At 70.6% G+C, this 14,412-nt stretch carries 13 protein-coding genes and 1 pseudogene; 8 read left to right on the top strand and 6 right to left on the bottom strand.

What is annotated here, in order from left to right:
• Positions 1–25: 25 nt before the first annotated feature.
• Positions 26–1,990 (bottom strand): annotated as a pseudogene (locus tag KGD84_RS12720) (molybdopterin oxidoreductase family protein).
• Between the two features lie 128 nt (positions 1,991–2,118).
• On the bottom strand, positions 2,119–3,102 hold the full coding sequence (locus tag KGD84_RS12725) for a 2-dehydropantoate 2-reductase (protein ID WP_220560518.1): 984 nt from the start codon (positions 3,100–3,102) through the stop codon (positions 2,119–2,121).
• A 79-nt stretch (positions 3,103–3,181) separates the two neighbouring features.
• On the opposite strand from KGD84_RS12725, the gene KGD84_RS12730 reads away from it, so the two are divergent.
• The 3 genes from KGD84_RS12730 to KGD84_RS12740 all read left to right on the top strand — a co-directional run bounded on the left by KGD84_RS12730 (position 3,182) and on the right by KGD84_RS12740 (position 6,049).
• Positions 3,182–4,477 (top strand): molybdopterin-binding protein, encoded by a 1,296-nt coding sequence (locus KGD84_RS12730; protein ID WP_220560519.1) that lies wholly within the window; start codon positions 3,182–3,184, stop codon positions 4,475–4,477.
• 73 nt (positions 4,478–4,550) lie between these two features.
• Complete coding sequence (locus KGD84_RS12735) at positions 4,551–5,234, top strand: GntR family transcriptional regulator (RefSeq protein ID WP_220560520.1); 684 nt, start codon at positions 4,551–4,553, stop codon at positions 5,232–5,234.
• 203 nt (positions 5,235–5,437) lie between these two features.
• Positions 5,438–6,049, top strand: a complete 612-nt coding sequence (locus KGD84_RS12740; RefSeq protein WP_220560521.1) for a hypothetical protein — start codon at positions 5,438–5,440, stop codon at positions 6,047–6,049.
• Between the two features lie 428 nt (positions 6,050–6,477).
• Here KGD84_RS12740 and KGD84_RS12745 read toward each other — a convergent pair whose 3' ends face one another.
• Positions 6,478–6,702: a hypothetical protein gene (locus KGD84_RS12745; protein ID WP_260697217.1), complete on the bottom strand. Its 225-nt coding sequence runs from the start codon at positions 6,700–6,702 to the stop codon at positions 6,478–6,480.
• 291 nt (positions 6,703–6,993) lie between these two features.
• Here KGD84_RS12745 and KGD84_RS12750 point away from each other — a divergent pair, with 291 nt between their 5' ends.
• The 4 genes from KGD84_RS12750 to KGD84_RS12765 all read left to right on the top strand — a co-directional run bounded on the left by KGD84_RS12750 (position 6,994) and on the right by KGD84_RS12765 (position 10,716).
• Positions 6,994–8,790 carry an immunity 49 family protein gene (locus KGD84_RS12750; RefSeq protein ID WP_220560523.1) on the top strand — a complete coding sequence of 599 codons (1,797 nt, stop codon included), beginning with the start codon at positions 6,994–6,996 and terminating at the stop codon, positions 8,788–8,790.
• Positions 8,791–8,806: 16 nt separating this feature from the next.
• The gene (locus KGD84_RS12755; protein WP_220560524.1) at positions 8,807–9,280 is read left to right on the top strand and encodes an NUDIX hydrolase; all 474 of its coding nucleotides are present in this window, start codon (positions 8,807–8,809) and stop codon (positions 9,278–9,280) included.
• Between the two features lie 58 nt (positions 9,281–9,338).
• Positions 9,339–9,848 carry a hypothetical protein gene (locus KGD84_RS12760; protein ID WP_220560525.1) on the top strand — a complete coding sequence of 170 codons (510 nt, stop codon included), beginning with the start codon at positions 9,339–9,341 and terminating at the stop codon, positions 9,846–9,848.
• A gap of 127 nt (positions 9,849–9,975) precedes the next feature.
• Positions 9,976–10,716 (top strand): VanZ family protein, encoded by a 741-nt coding sequence (locus tag KGD84_RS12765; protein ID WP_255647223.1) that lies wholly within the window; start codon positions 9,976–9,978, stop codon positions 10,714–10,716.
• A 391-nt stretch (positions 10,717–11,107) separates the two neighbouring features.
• On the opposite strand, the gene KGD84_RS12770 is transcribed toward KGD84_RS12765, so the two are convergent.
• Positions 11,108–11,665 (bottom strand): AAA family ATPase, encoded by a 558-nt coding sequence (locus KGD84_RS12770; protein ID WP_220560529.1) that lies wholly within the window; start codon positions 11,663–11,665, stop codon positions 11,108–11,110.
• A 319-nt stretch (positions 11,666–11,984) separates the two neighbouring features.
• Positions 11,985–12,365, bottom strand: a complete 381-nt coding sequence (locus KGD84_RS12775) for a hypothetical protein (RefSeq protein WP_220560531.1) — start codon at positions 12,363–12,365, stop codon at positions 11,985–11,987.
• A 771-nt stretch (positions 12,366–13,136) separates the two neighbouring features.
• Between KGD84_RS12775 and KGD84_RS12780 the strand changes: the two genes are divergently transcribed.
• On the top strand, positions 13,137–13,712 hold the full coding sequence (locus KGD84_RS12780; protein WP_220560532.1) for a TetR/AcrR family transcriptional regulator: 576 nt from the start codon (positions 13,137–13,139) through the stop codon (positions 13,710–13,712).
• Between the two features lie 37 nt (positions 13,713–13,749).
• Here the strand turns inward: KGD84_RS12780 and KGD84_RS12785 are convergent, their stop codons facing one another.
• Positions 13,750–14,349 (bottom strand): hypothetical protein, encoded by a 600-nt coding sequence (locus tag KGD84_RS12785; RefSeq protein WP_220560533.1) that lies wholly within the window; start codon positions 14,347–14,349, stop codon positions 13,750–13,752.
• Between the last annotated feature and the right edge of the window lie 63 nt (positions 14,350–14,412).

Raw genomic sequence — 14,412 nt, forward strand, 5'->3', positions numbered from 1 at the left:
ACGGTCCACCCTTCGCCCTCCCGGGCTAGCGGAGCGCCCCGTCGGGGGCGTCCCTGCGCTCGGCCGGGGCCCGGGGGCCGAGGCGCTCGATCCGCACGGCGGCCGCCTTGTACTCGGCGGTCCCCGCGATGGGGTCGGTGGCGTCGATGGTCAGCAGCTGGGTGTCGACCTGGTGCGGGAAGTGGAAGGTCATGAACACCAGGCCCGGCCGCATGGACTCGGTGATCGAGGCCGGCACCAGGACCGAGCCGCGGCGGGAGGTCACACGGACCGTCTCGCCGTCCTCGATCCCGAGCTTGGCCGCGTCCTCCGGGGACAGGTCCAGCAGCTCACCGCGGCGCAGGGGCGAGGAGAACCCCCCGGTCTGCACCCCGGTGTTGTAGTCGTCCAGGCGGCGGCCGGTGGTGAGCCGGAACGGGAAGTCCTCGTCCAGCAGGTCCACCGGCGGCGAGTGGCCCACGATCCCGAACGGCGCGGGGTCGCCCCGCAGCGCCGGGTCCTTGGACCACAGCCGGGAGTGCAGGTAGCTCGGCTCCACGCTGTCCTCGGAGTAGCAGGGCCACTGGATGCCGTCCAGCTCGGCCAGGCGCGCGTAGGTCATGCCCCGGTGCATGGGGGACAGCGAGCGCACCTCGTCCCAGATCTCCTCCGCCGCCGGGCGCTCCCACCCGTGGCCGAGCCGGTTGGCCAGCTCGCACATGATCTCGATGTCGTCCCTGGCGCCCTCCGGCGGGTCCAGGGCCTTGCGCACCAGCTGGACGCGCCGCTCGCTGTTGGTGAAGGTGCCGTCCGACTCGCACCAGGCGGCGCTCGCGGGGAGCACGACGTCCGCCAGCTCGGCGGTGCGGGTGAGGAAGATGTCCTGCACCACCAGGTGGTCCAGGGCCTGGAGCCGGGCGGTGGTCTTGTGCGTCTCGGGCTCGGACTGCACGGGGTTCTCGCCGATGACGTAGAGGGTCTTGAGCTCGCCTTCCTCCATCGCCTCGAACATCTGGGTCAGGTTCAGGCCCTTGCGCCCCTGGATGGGGCGGCCCCAGGCGCGCTCGAACGGTGCCCGGACCTCGGGGTCCAGGATGTCCTGGAAGCCGACCAGCCGGTCGGGGATGGCGCCCATGTCGCCGCCGCCCTGCACGTTGTTCTGGCCGCGCAGCGGGTTGAGCCCGGAGCCGTACCTGCCGACGTGCCCGGTCAGCAGGGACAGGTTGATGAGCGCGCGCACGTTGTCGGTCGCGTTGTGGTGTTCGGTGATGCCGAGGGTCCAGCACAGCTGGGCGCGCTCGGCGCGGGCGTAGGTGTGGGCGAGCTCGCGGATGGCCTCGGCGGGCACGCCGGTCTCGGCGGAGGCCGCGGCGAGCGTCCATGGCTCCACCAGGGCGCGGTACTCGTCGATGCCGCTGGTGGCGCGCTCGATGAAGGACTCGTTGGCGAGCCCCGCGTGCAGGATCTCCCGGCCGATCGCGTGCGCCAGCGGGATGTCGGTGCCCACGTTGAGGCCGAGTCAGCGGTCGGCCCATTCGGCGGTGGGCGTCCGCCGGGGGTCCACGACGAAGAGCCGGGCCCCGTTGCGCACGCCCTTGAGCACGTGCTGGAAGAAGATCGGGTGCGCGAACCGCGGGTTGCCGCCCCAGATGACGATGAGGTCGGTGTCCTCGATCTCCGCGTAGGAGGAGGTGCCGCCGCCGGACCCGAAGGCGGCGGCCAGGCCCGCGACGCTGGGCGCGTGGCAGGTGCGGTTGCAGGAGTCGACGTTGTTGGTGCCGACGACGACGCGCGTGAACTTCTGCGCGATGAAGTTCATCTCGTTGGTGGCCCTGGCGCAGGAGAGCATGCCGAAGGAGTCGGGCCCGTGGCGTTCGATGCCCTGGCGGAACCCGGCCGCGGCGCGGTCCAGGGCCTCCTCCCAGGAGGCCGGGCGCAGCTCGCCGTGTTCGCGGACCAGGGGGGTGGTGAGGCGGTCATAGGGGGCTGAGAAGTCTTCGGAACGACGCATGTGGCCTCGCTTGGAGTTCGTGGCCTTGGAGAGAATACTGTATGCAATGTTGAAGGCCGCGGCAATGGGCGGTCCGGGGAAAGGGTGGTCCGGGAGGGGCCGCGGATGCCGGCTCCGGGGTCGGAGGGCTAGGCGGGGGCGGGCTCGGAGACCCTCTGGTTCAGGAGGCCGGCCACGGCGTCGACCGCGCGGAGGGTGGGCACGGGGGCGCCGGTGAGGTCGGCCAGCTCGACCACGGCGGACAGGATGACGTCCAGTTCCATGGGCCGGCCCCGTTCCAGGTCGTGCAGGGTGGAGGTCCGGTGGTCGCCGGTCCGCTCCGCGCCCGCGAGCCTGCGTTCGACCGAGATGTCGGGGTGCACGCCCAGCCGGGCGGCCACGTCCAGGGTCTCGTTCATCATGGTGCGGGCCATGTCCCGGGTCGAGCGGTGGCGGCAGATCTGCGCCATGGTCGAGCGGGTGAGCGCGCTGAGCGGGTTGAAGACGATGTTGCCCATCAGCTTCACCCAGATGTCCACGCGCAGGTCGGGCTCGACCGGGCACTTCAGCCCGCCGGCCACCATCGCCGCGGACAGGTCGCGGCAGCGCTGGGAGTCGGAGCGGTCGGGCTCGCCGATGGAGAACCGGGTGCCCTCGATGTGCCGGACCACCCCCGGCTCGACGATCTCGGTGGCCGCGTAGACCACGCAGCCGATGGCGCGCTCGACCGGGATCGCCCGGCTGACCGCGCCGCCCGGGTCCACGCTCTCGATCCTCCGGCCGGCGAACGGCCCGCCGATCCCGTGGAAGTACCACCAGGGGATGCCGTTCTGGGCGGCGACCACGGCGGTGGACGGCCCCAGGAGCGGGCGCAGCAGCGGGCCGGACGCGGCGTAGTGCTGGGCCTTGAGGCCGAGCAGGACGATGTCCACGGGGCCGACCTCGGCGGGGTCGTCCGTGGCGTGGGGGTGCGCGGTGAAGTCGCCGCGGGGGCTGAGCACCCGGACGCCCCGCTCGCGCAGGGCCCGCAGGTGCTCGTTGCGGGCTATGAGGTGGACATCGGCTCCGCCGCGGTGCAGTGCGGCGCCCGCGTAGGCGCCGATCGCTCCGGCGCCGAGGACGGCGATGCGCATGGGAACTCCTTCCATTTGCCATACTGTATACAGTATGCTTTGTGGCGATCGTCTCCTCACCTCGGCAGGGAGAGAAGGAATGCCCGACTCGGTCGCCCCGGAAACTTCTCTGGTTCTTCGTCTCCACGGCCGTCGGCGGGGCCACGCGCCGACACCCTGGCACCGCGCCCGCGAGCTGGCGCGCGAGGCCGGCGCCGGGGGCGCCACGCCCATGGAGGAGGTGCCGCTCTCCGCGGCCCTCGGCTCCACGCTCGGGGCCGACCTCGTCTCCGCGGTCGACGTCCCCGTCCTGGACAGCGCCGCCATGGACGGCTACGCCGTCTGCGGCGAGGGGCCCTGGACCGTCCTGGGCCGGGCACTGGCCGGACACCGCGGGCCCGTCGCCCGCCTCAACGCGGGGGAGGCGGTGGAGATAGCCACGGGTGCCATCGCTCCGGACGGCACCACCTCCGTCCTCCCCTACGAGCGCGCCACCCTGGCTCCGGCCGGGCCGGGAGGGACCGCCCCGGCGGCGGCCGCCGGAGACCGGGACGGCGCGCCGGGACCGGGGGGCGCGGGGCTCCTGAGCGGTGCGACCGAGCCGGGGGAGCACCTGCGCCTGCGGGGCGAGACCACCCCGGCCGGGACGGTGGTCGCACGCGCCGGGAGCCCCGTCACCCCCGCGCTCCTGGGCCTGGCCGCGGGCCTGGGGCGGGACGCCCTGCCGGTGCTCCGCCCCCGGGTCCGCGTCCTGGTCACCGGTGACGAGGTGGTGCGCGAGGGAGTCCCGCGCCCCGGGGCGGTGCGCGACGCGATCGGCCCGGTGCTGCCCGGGCTGGTGGCCTGGGCCGGGGGCGTGTGCGCGTCCCCGGAGCTGCTGGCGGACCGGCGGGAGGACCTGGAGTGGGCACTGGACGGGGCGTCGGGGACCGACCTCGTCGCGGTCTGCGGCTCCTCGTCGAAGGGCCCGGCCGACCACCTGCGCGCGGCGCTCACCGGCCTCGGCGCGCGGTTCGTGGTCGACGGGGTGGCCTGCCGCCCCGGCCACCCGCAGGCCCTGGCGGTCCTGCCCTCGGGGGCCGTGGTCGTGGGGCTGCCGGGCAACCCCGGCGCGGCCCTCGTCGCCGCCCTCACCCTGCTCGTCCCCGCGCTGAGCGGCCGGGCGGGCCGGCGCGACCCGGCCCACACCGGGCAGCGGGCCCGGCTCATCGGCGAGACCCGGCCCCACGCCTCCGACGTGCGGCTGGTGCCGGTGCGCGTGAGCCGCGACCTCGCCGTGGAGCTGCCCTCCAGCGGCTCCGCCGACCTGCGCGCGGCCGCCGTGGCCGACGCGTTCGCGGTCGTCCCGCCCGCCCGCACGCCGGGACTCGTCGAACTCGTCGGGACGCCCCGATGATCTGTGGACCCTCTGCACTTCGTAGACTGTCTACAGTGAACCCGACCACGCAGCCGGAATCTGGAGACACCTCATGTCCTCGCAGGGATTGAACGCCGTCGCAGGACGGATCCAGCGCCCGGTCCCGTTGCGGGAGTCCGTCTACGAGGCCATCCTCGACCTCATCACCACCCGTGCGCTCTCACCCGGCCAGCACCTGGTCGAGACCGAGCTGGCCGGGTCCCTCGGCGTGTCGCGCCAGCCGGTCCGCGAGGCCATGCAGCGGCTCAGCAACGAGGGCTGGGTGGACCTGCGGCCCGGCTACGGGGCGTTCGTGCACACGCCCACCGAGAGCGAGGCCGACCAGCTCCTGGCCGTCCGCGCGATGCTGGAGGCCGAGTCCGCCAGGCTCGCCGCCGAGCACGCCTCGCCCGAGCAGATCCGGCACCTGCGCGAGCTCGTCTCCGCCGGCCGGGCGGCCACCGAGCACGCGGACACCGAAGCCGTGGTCCAGGCCAACGCCGACTTCCACCGGGCCGTCACCGAGGCCTCCGGCAACCGGGTGCTGGCCGAACTGGCCGCCCAGGTGGACCGCCGGGTCCGCTGGTACTACGCGCCCGTCGCCGGCATCCGGGGCTCGGCCTCCTGGGACGAGCACGAGCAGCTGGTCGAGGTCATCGAGCAGGGCGACGCGGCCCGCGCCCGCCTGCTCATGAGCGAGCACACCGAGCGCACCCGCCGCACCTACCACGAAGAGGTCGACGGCGTCCGGCCCTGACCCCATGGGTTGGGCGTCCGGGCGGCCCGGAGGGCTCGGCGGGGGTCGTTCGCGTCTCCCCGGAACCTCCCGTCAGGCAGTGGGGGCGACCGTCTCCCACCACCCGCCCGGCCACTCCCGACCCTGTGCGGGTTCCCCGATCGCAGCCGGAAGAAGCGATCGTGCCGGAGCCCTCCCGGTGGCCGCGGACGGTGGCCACCGCCGTGTTCAACGCCGACGGCCTTGGAACGCCGCCCCGCGACTGGGGCGTCCACACCATCCACGTCTACACGCTCCGCATGTCCGCGCGGTTCAACGACCTGCACATCGCTACCGACTGCCCCGACAATGTCGCCCGGCGGATCAACACCCCTCGTGCTGACAGCACGTACAGGATCCCCGGGCTGCGCACCCTGTGCCACCGATTCGATCACACCACCCTTCGGCACCTGCCCACCCGCGCCTTCCTACTGGTCCGCTTCAACCACGAAGAAGGCTCACGGCTCGTGTGCGGCCGCCCCTGCCCCGACAGTGACCTCGACAAGGACATGCTCCCGGTCGACCATCCGATGGGACCCCAGGAGGCCAGCGAGCCGGCCGCCGTCCCGCCCATGAGCTCCGCGGCCCAGACCCTGTTGGCCGCCCTGCTCGTCCGGATGACGCTGCAGGCCCCTGACAGGACGTGGGCGACGGCGGGCTGGCACCACCCACCCCGTCACATCCCGAACGCTTTCCCCAACCAGAACGAGCTGGGCAAGGCCTTGTGGGGGCCAACGACCACTGGAGCCTGCGCTGGTACGGGTTCCCCAACCCCGAGTTCGTCGCTGCGGCCCTGACCGACCCGGTGATCGGGCTCGCCGGAGCCACGGTGGAGGAGGTCGGCAACGACTTCGTGGTGTCCTATGGCAGCGTCCGGCTGCGTCTGGTCGAGCACAACCGCCACATGCTCGGCTCCACACCGGCCGTGCTCCAAGCCCTCGAACGCCAGGAGAGGCACTCCTGGACTGGGATGCGACTACGCTCTACGCCCCGACCGGTACCACCGAATCCTGACCCAAGATGCCCTGCAAGGGACGGCCACACACGCGGCCGCCCCTTGCAAGGTGAGACCAACCGACGTGTACGCCACCTGCGCATCAGCCCCCTGTTCCGCCTGCGCCCAGGCAGGTCCTGGCCGCACATGCCCTCGAACGGAGAGATGTCTCGAAGGGATCTGGCCGTGCTGGTGTGGGAACGGCTGGACCTTGACCTGAGCTGTGGTGTTTCAGGAAGCGGCAGGTCCCTCGTCGTCGAGGGGCAGGTCCAAAGCGCGGAAGAGGTCGCGGCGCATCTGGTCACGGGGGCCGGCTTCGATCGTGATCCCCTCCGGAGGAAGCCCGGCGTGATGGAGCGCCAGTGACTGCTCGATCAGCGCGCGCTCGTGGCCCTCGTCGTCCTGTCGGCTGCCGGACTTGGCCATGGCGAGTACTCCGATTCGCTGCCACCACATTCGACTGCCCCTCACCCTAGACGTCGAAGCTTTTCTCCACAGCGTGATCACCCCACCGAGGGGAAGGCTTCGACCTGCTCCCACGAAGGGAAAAACCCTCACCAGTGCCGTAGCGCTACGGCGACGGACTGTCAGGTAAACGGCCTGAAGAGGCCACGAGCCCGCCCCGGTCGGGCCTCGATCAACCCGGTGGTACCGAACAGGAGACCGACGTTCCCGGAGGGTTCGTGTCGTGGCGCTGTGCCAGACTCTGCTCCGCGCCCGGAACAGCCGACTGGAAACGAGGGCCCTGTGACCTTGCGGATCGAACGCCACCGAGTCGACGAGAAAGCGATCGGGGAGGCCCTGGACGACTTCGCCGACCGGATCGGCCAGGACGTCAACGACCAGCAGCACAGCGGCCGGGACGGGTTCGGCTGGAAAATGATCGGCCGTGACCTGGTCACCTACGCCGCCGCCCGGTCCGCCACCGACCCGGAAGCAAAAGCCGACATCCGGGCCGCCCTGTACTCGGCCGCGGAGGCCTTCACCGGAGCGCTGCTGCTGGACGGAGCGCCCACCTCCGCCGAGGTCTCGGTCCACCTCACCTACACCGGGACCGGTGTCTCCTACCGGCACCTCGAAGAGTACGGAGAAAAACCCCAGGGCCAGCGGCCGATCGCTCCCGGCAGGTGGGCTCACGCACTGTACCTGTGCGTCATCTCCGGCCTGTGCGACGCCTACGAAGGCCCCCTCGTCCAGTTCGCCGCGGGCTTCACCGAGGATCAGGTGCTGCACCGAGCGCTCGCGTTCTACGTCTACCCGGGACTGGGCGCCGAGCGCGACCAGCTGACGGGGTACGTGGAGTCCGCGATGGCGCCCTTCTTCGCCTCCCTGGAAGAGGGGTCCCAGAAAGGCCTCCCCGACCTGGCCGCGGTCGACTTCGAACTGCTCTTCCTGCACGCCCTGATCAGCCGCAACGAGCAGCTGTTCTGGTCCCTCATGGCCATGCGGCTGGCGTGGCTCCGCGACAACCGCGACAGCGAGGACCTGGACGCACTGCTCCCGGTGGCCGAGCTCGCCTTCGCCGCCCTGGCGGTGCGGGTGGAGGGCTGGACGATGCCCTTCGACACCGACTACCTGCCCCGGCACCTCGTCCAGGGCGGCCGCGGCCTTCGAGTCGGTCCCTACGGTGCGGACAAGGACCCCGACGCGCTGCGCCTACTGGCCCAAGGGCCGATCGAGGTCGCCCACCCCGCCGAAGCCTCCACCCGTAACTGGACGATCGAGAAGCTCTTCAAACGCAACGACACCTGGATGGGAGAGGCCGCGCAGGCCGATACCTCCCGTTACAGGACTGCCGACGACCTGATGCGCTACGCCGACTTCGAGCAGCTCACCTTCGGCCGGTCCCTGTCCGTCGATCCCCAAGCCCGTCACCCCCGACAGCTCGCCGCGTTCACGCATGCCTCCCAGTTCACCGCGGCCGCCTTCGCCTGCACCGCAGCGGGTGGGGAGAGCGTCGAGGTGGCCCTGGGGGAGTCCACGGCCGTGCTGCGCACGTTCGGATCCCGCAACGGTGTGTCCGGGAACCGGCTCGTCACCGCAGTGGAGTACGCCCTGATCTCAGGGGCACCCGAACGTCTGGAGGCGCTGTTGGGCATGCCGGAGGAACTCTTCCCGCGCCCGGGCGGCCCGGGCACCTCCGTCTTTCTCCGCTACGGGGTCGCGCTGCTGACCTACCTGCGGTCCGCCCCGACCGGTCCCGGCGCGGTACCGGGCCCGCGTGTGCGCGAGGCTCTCGACGCGGCACTGGAAGCGCTGGCCGGCCACACCCGCCCCGGTTCCCCGCCGCCCCCGGTGATCGCGCTCTCCCAGCTGGTGGCCGAAGACCAGGAGGGTTTCAACCTGGCCCTGGCCGATGCCCTGGAGGCGTACCGGGACGCGTACTCCTTCGGGGAACAGGCCCGACGCTCGGACGGGCTGGTGGACCGGCGGTCACTGACCCTGGCCTGTCTGGCCCGGATGCGGGGCTGGGAGGTGCGCATCGACAGCGGCTACCTGCCCCAGGGGCTGCTCGACCGGGCCGGAGCCCTTTCCGTTCCCTGACCACGGAGACACGCACATGGCCCCGGCCATCCCTGCACATGCAGCGAACCCCGGTGAGCGGTTCCGCAGTATCGTCGACGTCCACACCATCCTGATCCGCGACGACGGGCGGATCCTGCTGCTTGAGCGCGGGCCCGGCCGGTACGGAGCCGGCCTCCTGCATCTGCCCAGCGGCCATCTGGAACCGGGGGAGCCCCTCCACCTAGGTGCCGCCCGGGAAACAGTGGAAGAGACCGGAGTGGTCATCGACCCCGCTGACCTGGAGATCGCCGCACTGGTCCACCACCGCCAAGACCCTTCCCACACCCGCGTCGGAGCCTTCTTCGCCTGCCGACGGTGGCGGGGAGAGCCCTACAACCGGGAACCGGACAAGTGCACCGGCCTGGTCTGGGCCGATCCGGTGGCACTGCCACAGGCGACCATCGACTACCCCGCCGCCGGCATCCGGGCCTGGACGGCAGGAGAGGGGTATGCGGCGCACGGCTGGTGACACTGCCAGCGCCGCTCCCGACCAACGAAGGTGAGGTCGTTTCGTGGGATCGAGACCGATGAACCCTCTCGCCCGATTCGAGACCTTGGCCAAACCCTGGTATCGCGTCATCGACCTTCACGACTCTGCCGCGGAAAGCAACGAGGAGCCCCTGAGGGTTCCCGGTTCGCAGATCATCGGTGGGGCCCGGGAACACCTGTACATCCAATGCGCTCAGGACAGCGCCAGGGTCCGTGTCCACCTTCGCATGTGGGACAGTGAGGCCGAGGCCGTGCATCCGGGCTGGTCCGAGCCGGAGCCCGGTGTGCTCGCCTGCCCGTCTGGAACTCTCTTGGTGGACCAGTGGACCGTCGGACCCGCAGCCGAGTGGGACCTGCCCAGGGCAGGCCTCCTTCACACACAGGTCAGGCAGAGGGGGAGACAGGACGCGATCAGGAAGATCGCAGAGCTTCGGGAAGCAGCCGACGAACGAGGGTTCACCGTCGAAGAGACAACAGCGCTCATGCGCGACCTGGACGGAACCGAGCAGTATCTCGTCGATCTATGGCCCGCATCCCAGGAGTCGTGATCTGATGCAGTCGGCCGGTGACAACGACTGCCGAGGAAATCGATATCTGATCACTGACACGGAGGTGCTCAATTCCAGGTCGCGCGCGCCGTGATTGTGTTCGTCCGTACCTGAAGACGTGTCCGGCATGTCGGCGGCCACCTTGGATCCCGTCGTCCACGAGGAAGGCTTGACGCCTTCCATGTTCGGTCCCACCCGGATCTGCTTTCCAACTACCAAATGCCCCTGGAAGAGCGAGGCCTTCTCCCCTTCTTCCGGTGTGGGCTACGTTGGGTGCATGGGCTTTTCCACGGCCATCGGGCTGTTTATTTTCGCGGCCTACACCTCGCCGATATTCGCGGCCATCATCGGTCTGCTCGGACTGGTGCGCCGAATGCGTGGATCCCCCTGGAAGCCCGCATTGGCGCAGAGCGTGTTCGACGTATCGGCCATAGCGAGCCTGGTGCCGGTCGTGATCGTCACCCTCATCAACCCCGGCGGCGTCGAATCGACCGTGCAACCGGTGCCCTTCACCGACATGTGGGCCATGGGAGTGACCCCGACCTCGCTGTACCAGAACCTCGGCAATGTGCTCGTGTTCGTGCCGTTCGGGGCCCTGCTTCCATTGGCGTTCGGCGGATACTTCGCCGGGCCGGGCCGCATCGTCGGAGTTGCCGCAGTGGTGTCGATCGGGATTGAGGCCCTGCAGTTCCTCTTGAACGTCGGGCGGGTCAGCTCGACCGACGATGTCATTGTGAACGTACTCGGAGCTTTGGCCGGCTGTGCGCTGACGTGGTACTGGTGGCGCCCTCCCAGGGCCGAAGGTTCATCCTTCTCCCGCGGGAGCACCACGGGCTCATCATCAACACGCCGCGGGGAGCAGGGGTAGGCCCTCGGGCCGCTGGCTGTGTGGCCGCAGTCGCTGTACGCCGTCATGTGCAGGATCAGGCCTCGGCGGAGGGTCCCGGAACCGACGCCGCCGAAGGTGGCGGTACCGCCGCAGATGGCCACGATGTGCCGGGGGTTCCAGGGTGCAGGCGGTGGGTCGATGACGGGAACGGCGCCCTGGCGCTGGAGGATGAGCGCACCGGACAGGTGTGGTTCGACCACGAGTGTTCGGCAATCATGGACTCGGTCTGCTACACCCCAGGGCTGAGCCGAGCGGTCCAGCGCACCGTGTTCCGCCTGAAGATCAGCGGTGCTCAGGCGCCACTGACGCCATCGTGCACCGGGCCCTGCTTCTCTACCGTGTCAGGCGTTGCTGCTCCGTGCGAGGGTGGTCAGACCCGGCGCCGGGATTCCAGGCCGCAGTCGGTGAGGATCCGCATCGTGTTCTGCTCCACGGTGCCGTGCTCGTCGATGATCTCCTCCACCCCGCCGGGAAGCAGGTCACGCGGTCGCCACCAGTCCCGCAACTCGGCCTCACCGACCTTGCCTGCGATGGATTTGGTCGCGTGGCGCTCCAGCGTGACGTCGAAGGGGATGTCGAAGTAGTAGGCGCGCGTGATGCCCTGGTGGTCGCGCATGAGCGCCGTGAGCATGTCCCCGTAGCGGTCGGCGTACAGGATCCCCTCCACCACCACGTGGAACCCGTGGTCCAGGGCGTAGCGGGCCATCAGGTCGATGAGCCCGATGTTCGCACCGCCGGGCACATCGCGCTCGCGCAGCACGGTGCGGCGTACGTTGTCCTGTTCGATGATCGCGAGCCCCCGCCCGTACGCCGCCCGCAGCGACCGGGCAACGGTGGACTTGCCCGAAGCGGAGTTGCCCCGCAGCACCACCAGCGACGGCACAGCACGAACGCGCCGGTCAGGAGCGGCGTTCCCCCACGAGGTCATGGACGCGACCCTAGCTCAGACGCCGCCGTCTCAGGGCCGGAATCGGGCAGCCCCGGTCCTTCGACAGTGCTGTCGTGGAAATCCCCACCCGCCTCTCCCGGCCGGGCCGACCTGCCGGTGTGACGACCTCCGACCTCCCACGACACCGTCCGGGACGAAGCTCTGCGCGAGCGGAGGATCGAACGCCGGTGGGCCGTCAGCGCCCTACGCGCGCAGCCTGTGGCCGACGTCGTTCGCGCCAGTGGCAGGGCTTCGCTTCACATGCCCTTGAGGGCACCGTCCCGGGAGCGATCACCAGGCCGGTGCCGGAACCGCAGGTTCACCACTGCGCGAACCGCTGTTCCAACGTCTCCGACAGGAGCGCGTGTTCGACGTGCAGGGCCGCGGTCAGGAGTTCATGCACCCATATCCGGCCGACCTGCGGGTGAGTGCCGCCCTTGTTGCCGGTGAGCGCGTCGCCGATAGTGGCCAGGGCGACCTCGTCCAGATCTGAGAAGGCCTCCGAGATCTCCTGCGCCAGCGCGCGGGTCGGCCCGGGCCGACCCTCCAGGGTGTGTTCGACCAAGGGGCGTAGGAACTGCGCCAGATCGTAGTGGGGGTGGTGGAGGCTGATCGCCACCCAGGCGGCGGAGTGGTCGGTGCGGTTCAGCATGAGCAGGAGCGAGAGCATGGTGCGCGCTTCGGGGCGCAGTTCGTTCATGCCCCCTGGCTAGCGGACATCGGGTCGGCTGGAGCAGGTGATGGCCGATTGCGGCCATACCGTTTCCTCTCGCCTTCGGTGGAAGAGCTGGTGTTGTGTGTGCGGGACGTCCCGGACCGAGGTGGCATTCGATCCGGGGCGTCCCGATGCCGGTGGTGGGGTCGGTGGTGGACGCCGACCGCTGCCAGTACAGGACGCATGCGGTCCCCGTCGCGCTCGCGCCGACAGCAGCGCACTGACCGGGGTGTGGCCCGCGCGGCGAGCGATGACGGCGCCGATGCCGCCGATGTGCACGGTCACTGACACCGCCGGCAGCAGGGCGAGCACCTGGACGACGGACATGGGTTCCTCCCGGAGGGTGCGGGCCGATCACTCGGAACGCTCCCTGGCCGCTGGGATGTCCGTCAGCCGTAGCCTGTCAAGATGGACGAGCCCATGGCGGGCCGCTGGTGGGCGCCCTGCGCTGATGGTGTCCGGAAGCGCCGTTCCGGGCACCGGACGGCGAAGCGGGGCGGTGGTGGGCACACCCACCCGGGTCGGTGGTGCCGAGGGCTGCGCATCCCCACCGCCTACCTGGCGGGCGGCCGCCACCTGCCCGCCCAGGCCTTCGCTCGGGTCCACGTCGCCGACATCGCCCGCGCCCGCCGCGCGGACCCGGACACCGCCGGGACGCCGACGGCGAGTAGCCGTGCGGTCGGCCTTCGAGTCAGCGCTTGGTCCGGCCGCATACGCTTTCTTGATCGATCGATCCAGATAGGTTACGGTGAGGCCATGGCAAGGACCCGGGAGTTCGACACCGAAGCGGCCGTGGGCCGCGCCATGGAGCTGTTCTGGACGCGTGGCTACGAGGCGACCTCGGTGCGCGACCTGACCCGGCACCTGGGGATCGGGCAGGGGTCTCTGTACGCGGCGTTCGGCGGCAAGGACGGCCTGTATCGGGCCGCGCTGGAGCACTACCGCGCCACCCTCGCGGCGGATGCCCTGCGCGCTCTGGAGGAGGGGGCGGACGCCCGCACGGCGATCCGTGCGCTGCTGACGGAGCGGATCCGCATCGCCGTCGACCGCGGCGGCCAGGGCTGCCTGGCCGTCAACGCCGCCTGCGAGCGGCTGCCGCAGGACGCGGCGACCCGGCGCACCGTGCGCGACATGCAGGACGCGAGCCGGGAGGCGCTGGCCGAGGTGCTGCGGGCCGCGAGGGGCCGGGGCGAGATCGCCGAGCGCCACGACCCGCACACGGTCGCCGCCTTCCTGGTCACCTTCCTCAACGGCCTGCTGGTCTCCTCGAAGATCACCCCGGACCGCTCCCTCGAACCCCTCGTCGACGTCGCGCTGACCGCTCTCGACTGACGCGGCCCTCGCGGCCCGGGTCGGGCGTTGTCCCGTTCTACTCCACCGGCCCGTGCCAAGCGGCGACGAGATCATGGAAGCGTGGGAACCGGGCGCCGGGAACGGTCTCGCCACTGAACGTCTCGCCGTTGAGCCAGCAGATGTCGAAGGTGTCGTCCTCGGTGTCGAGTACGCAGCACACACCACCGGTGGCGGCGGTGAGGTCGGTGAACGCCGTCCTAACGCTCGCGGACCGCGCGAACATCCGGCTCATGCTCGAGCTGGCGGCTGTGAACTGCAGTGACGCGAAGTCCGGGTGCCATGCGGGGGAGAACCTGACGGTCAGGTAGATGTATCCGACCGGCACCCGTCCCTGCTCGTCGACCCTGTGGGAATCGTGGAGGAAGAACTCGCGCACCGTGTCGTCGACGCCGATGGCGATCGAGGTGTCCAGTTCGAGTGTGCCGTTCGCTGAACAGTCGACCGGTTCGCTCTTGAAGTTCGAGGTGAACGGCACGGTCACCTGTTCTCCGCCCGGCAGCGTCACCCGAAGCGGCGGTGTGTCGCGGTCCCGGGGGGCGAGCTCGGCCAGCCGGTTCAGTGCCTTCCCGACGTTTCGAGGCGGCATGAAGATCTCGTAGCTGTAGTTCAGTCCCATGCCGCCCTGCTCTCCCTGTCTGGAAAAGGCATCCTTCCATGATTCTGCGGGGCCGTTTCCAGC

This window comes from Nocardiopsis changdeensis (assembly GCF_018316655.1).
In the GTDB taxonomy this organism is placed as follows: Bacteria; Actinomycetota; Actinomycetes; order Streptosporangiales; family Streptosporangiaceae; genus Nocardiopsis; species Nocardiopsis changdeensis.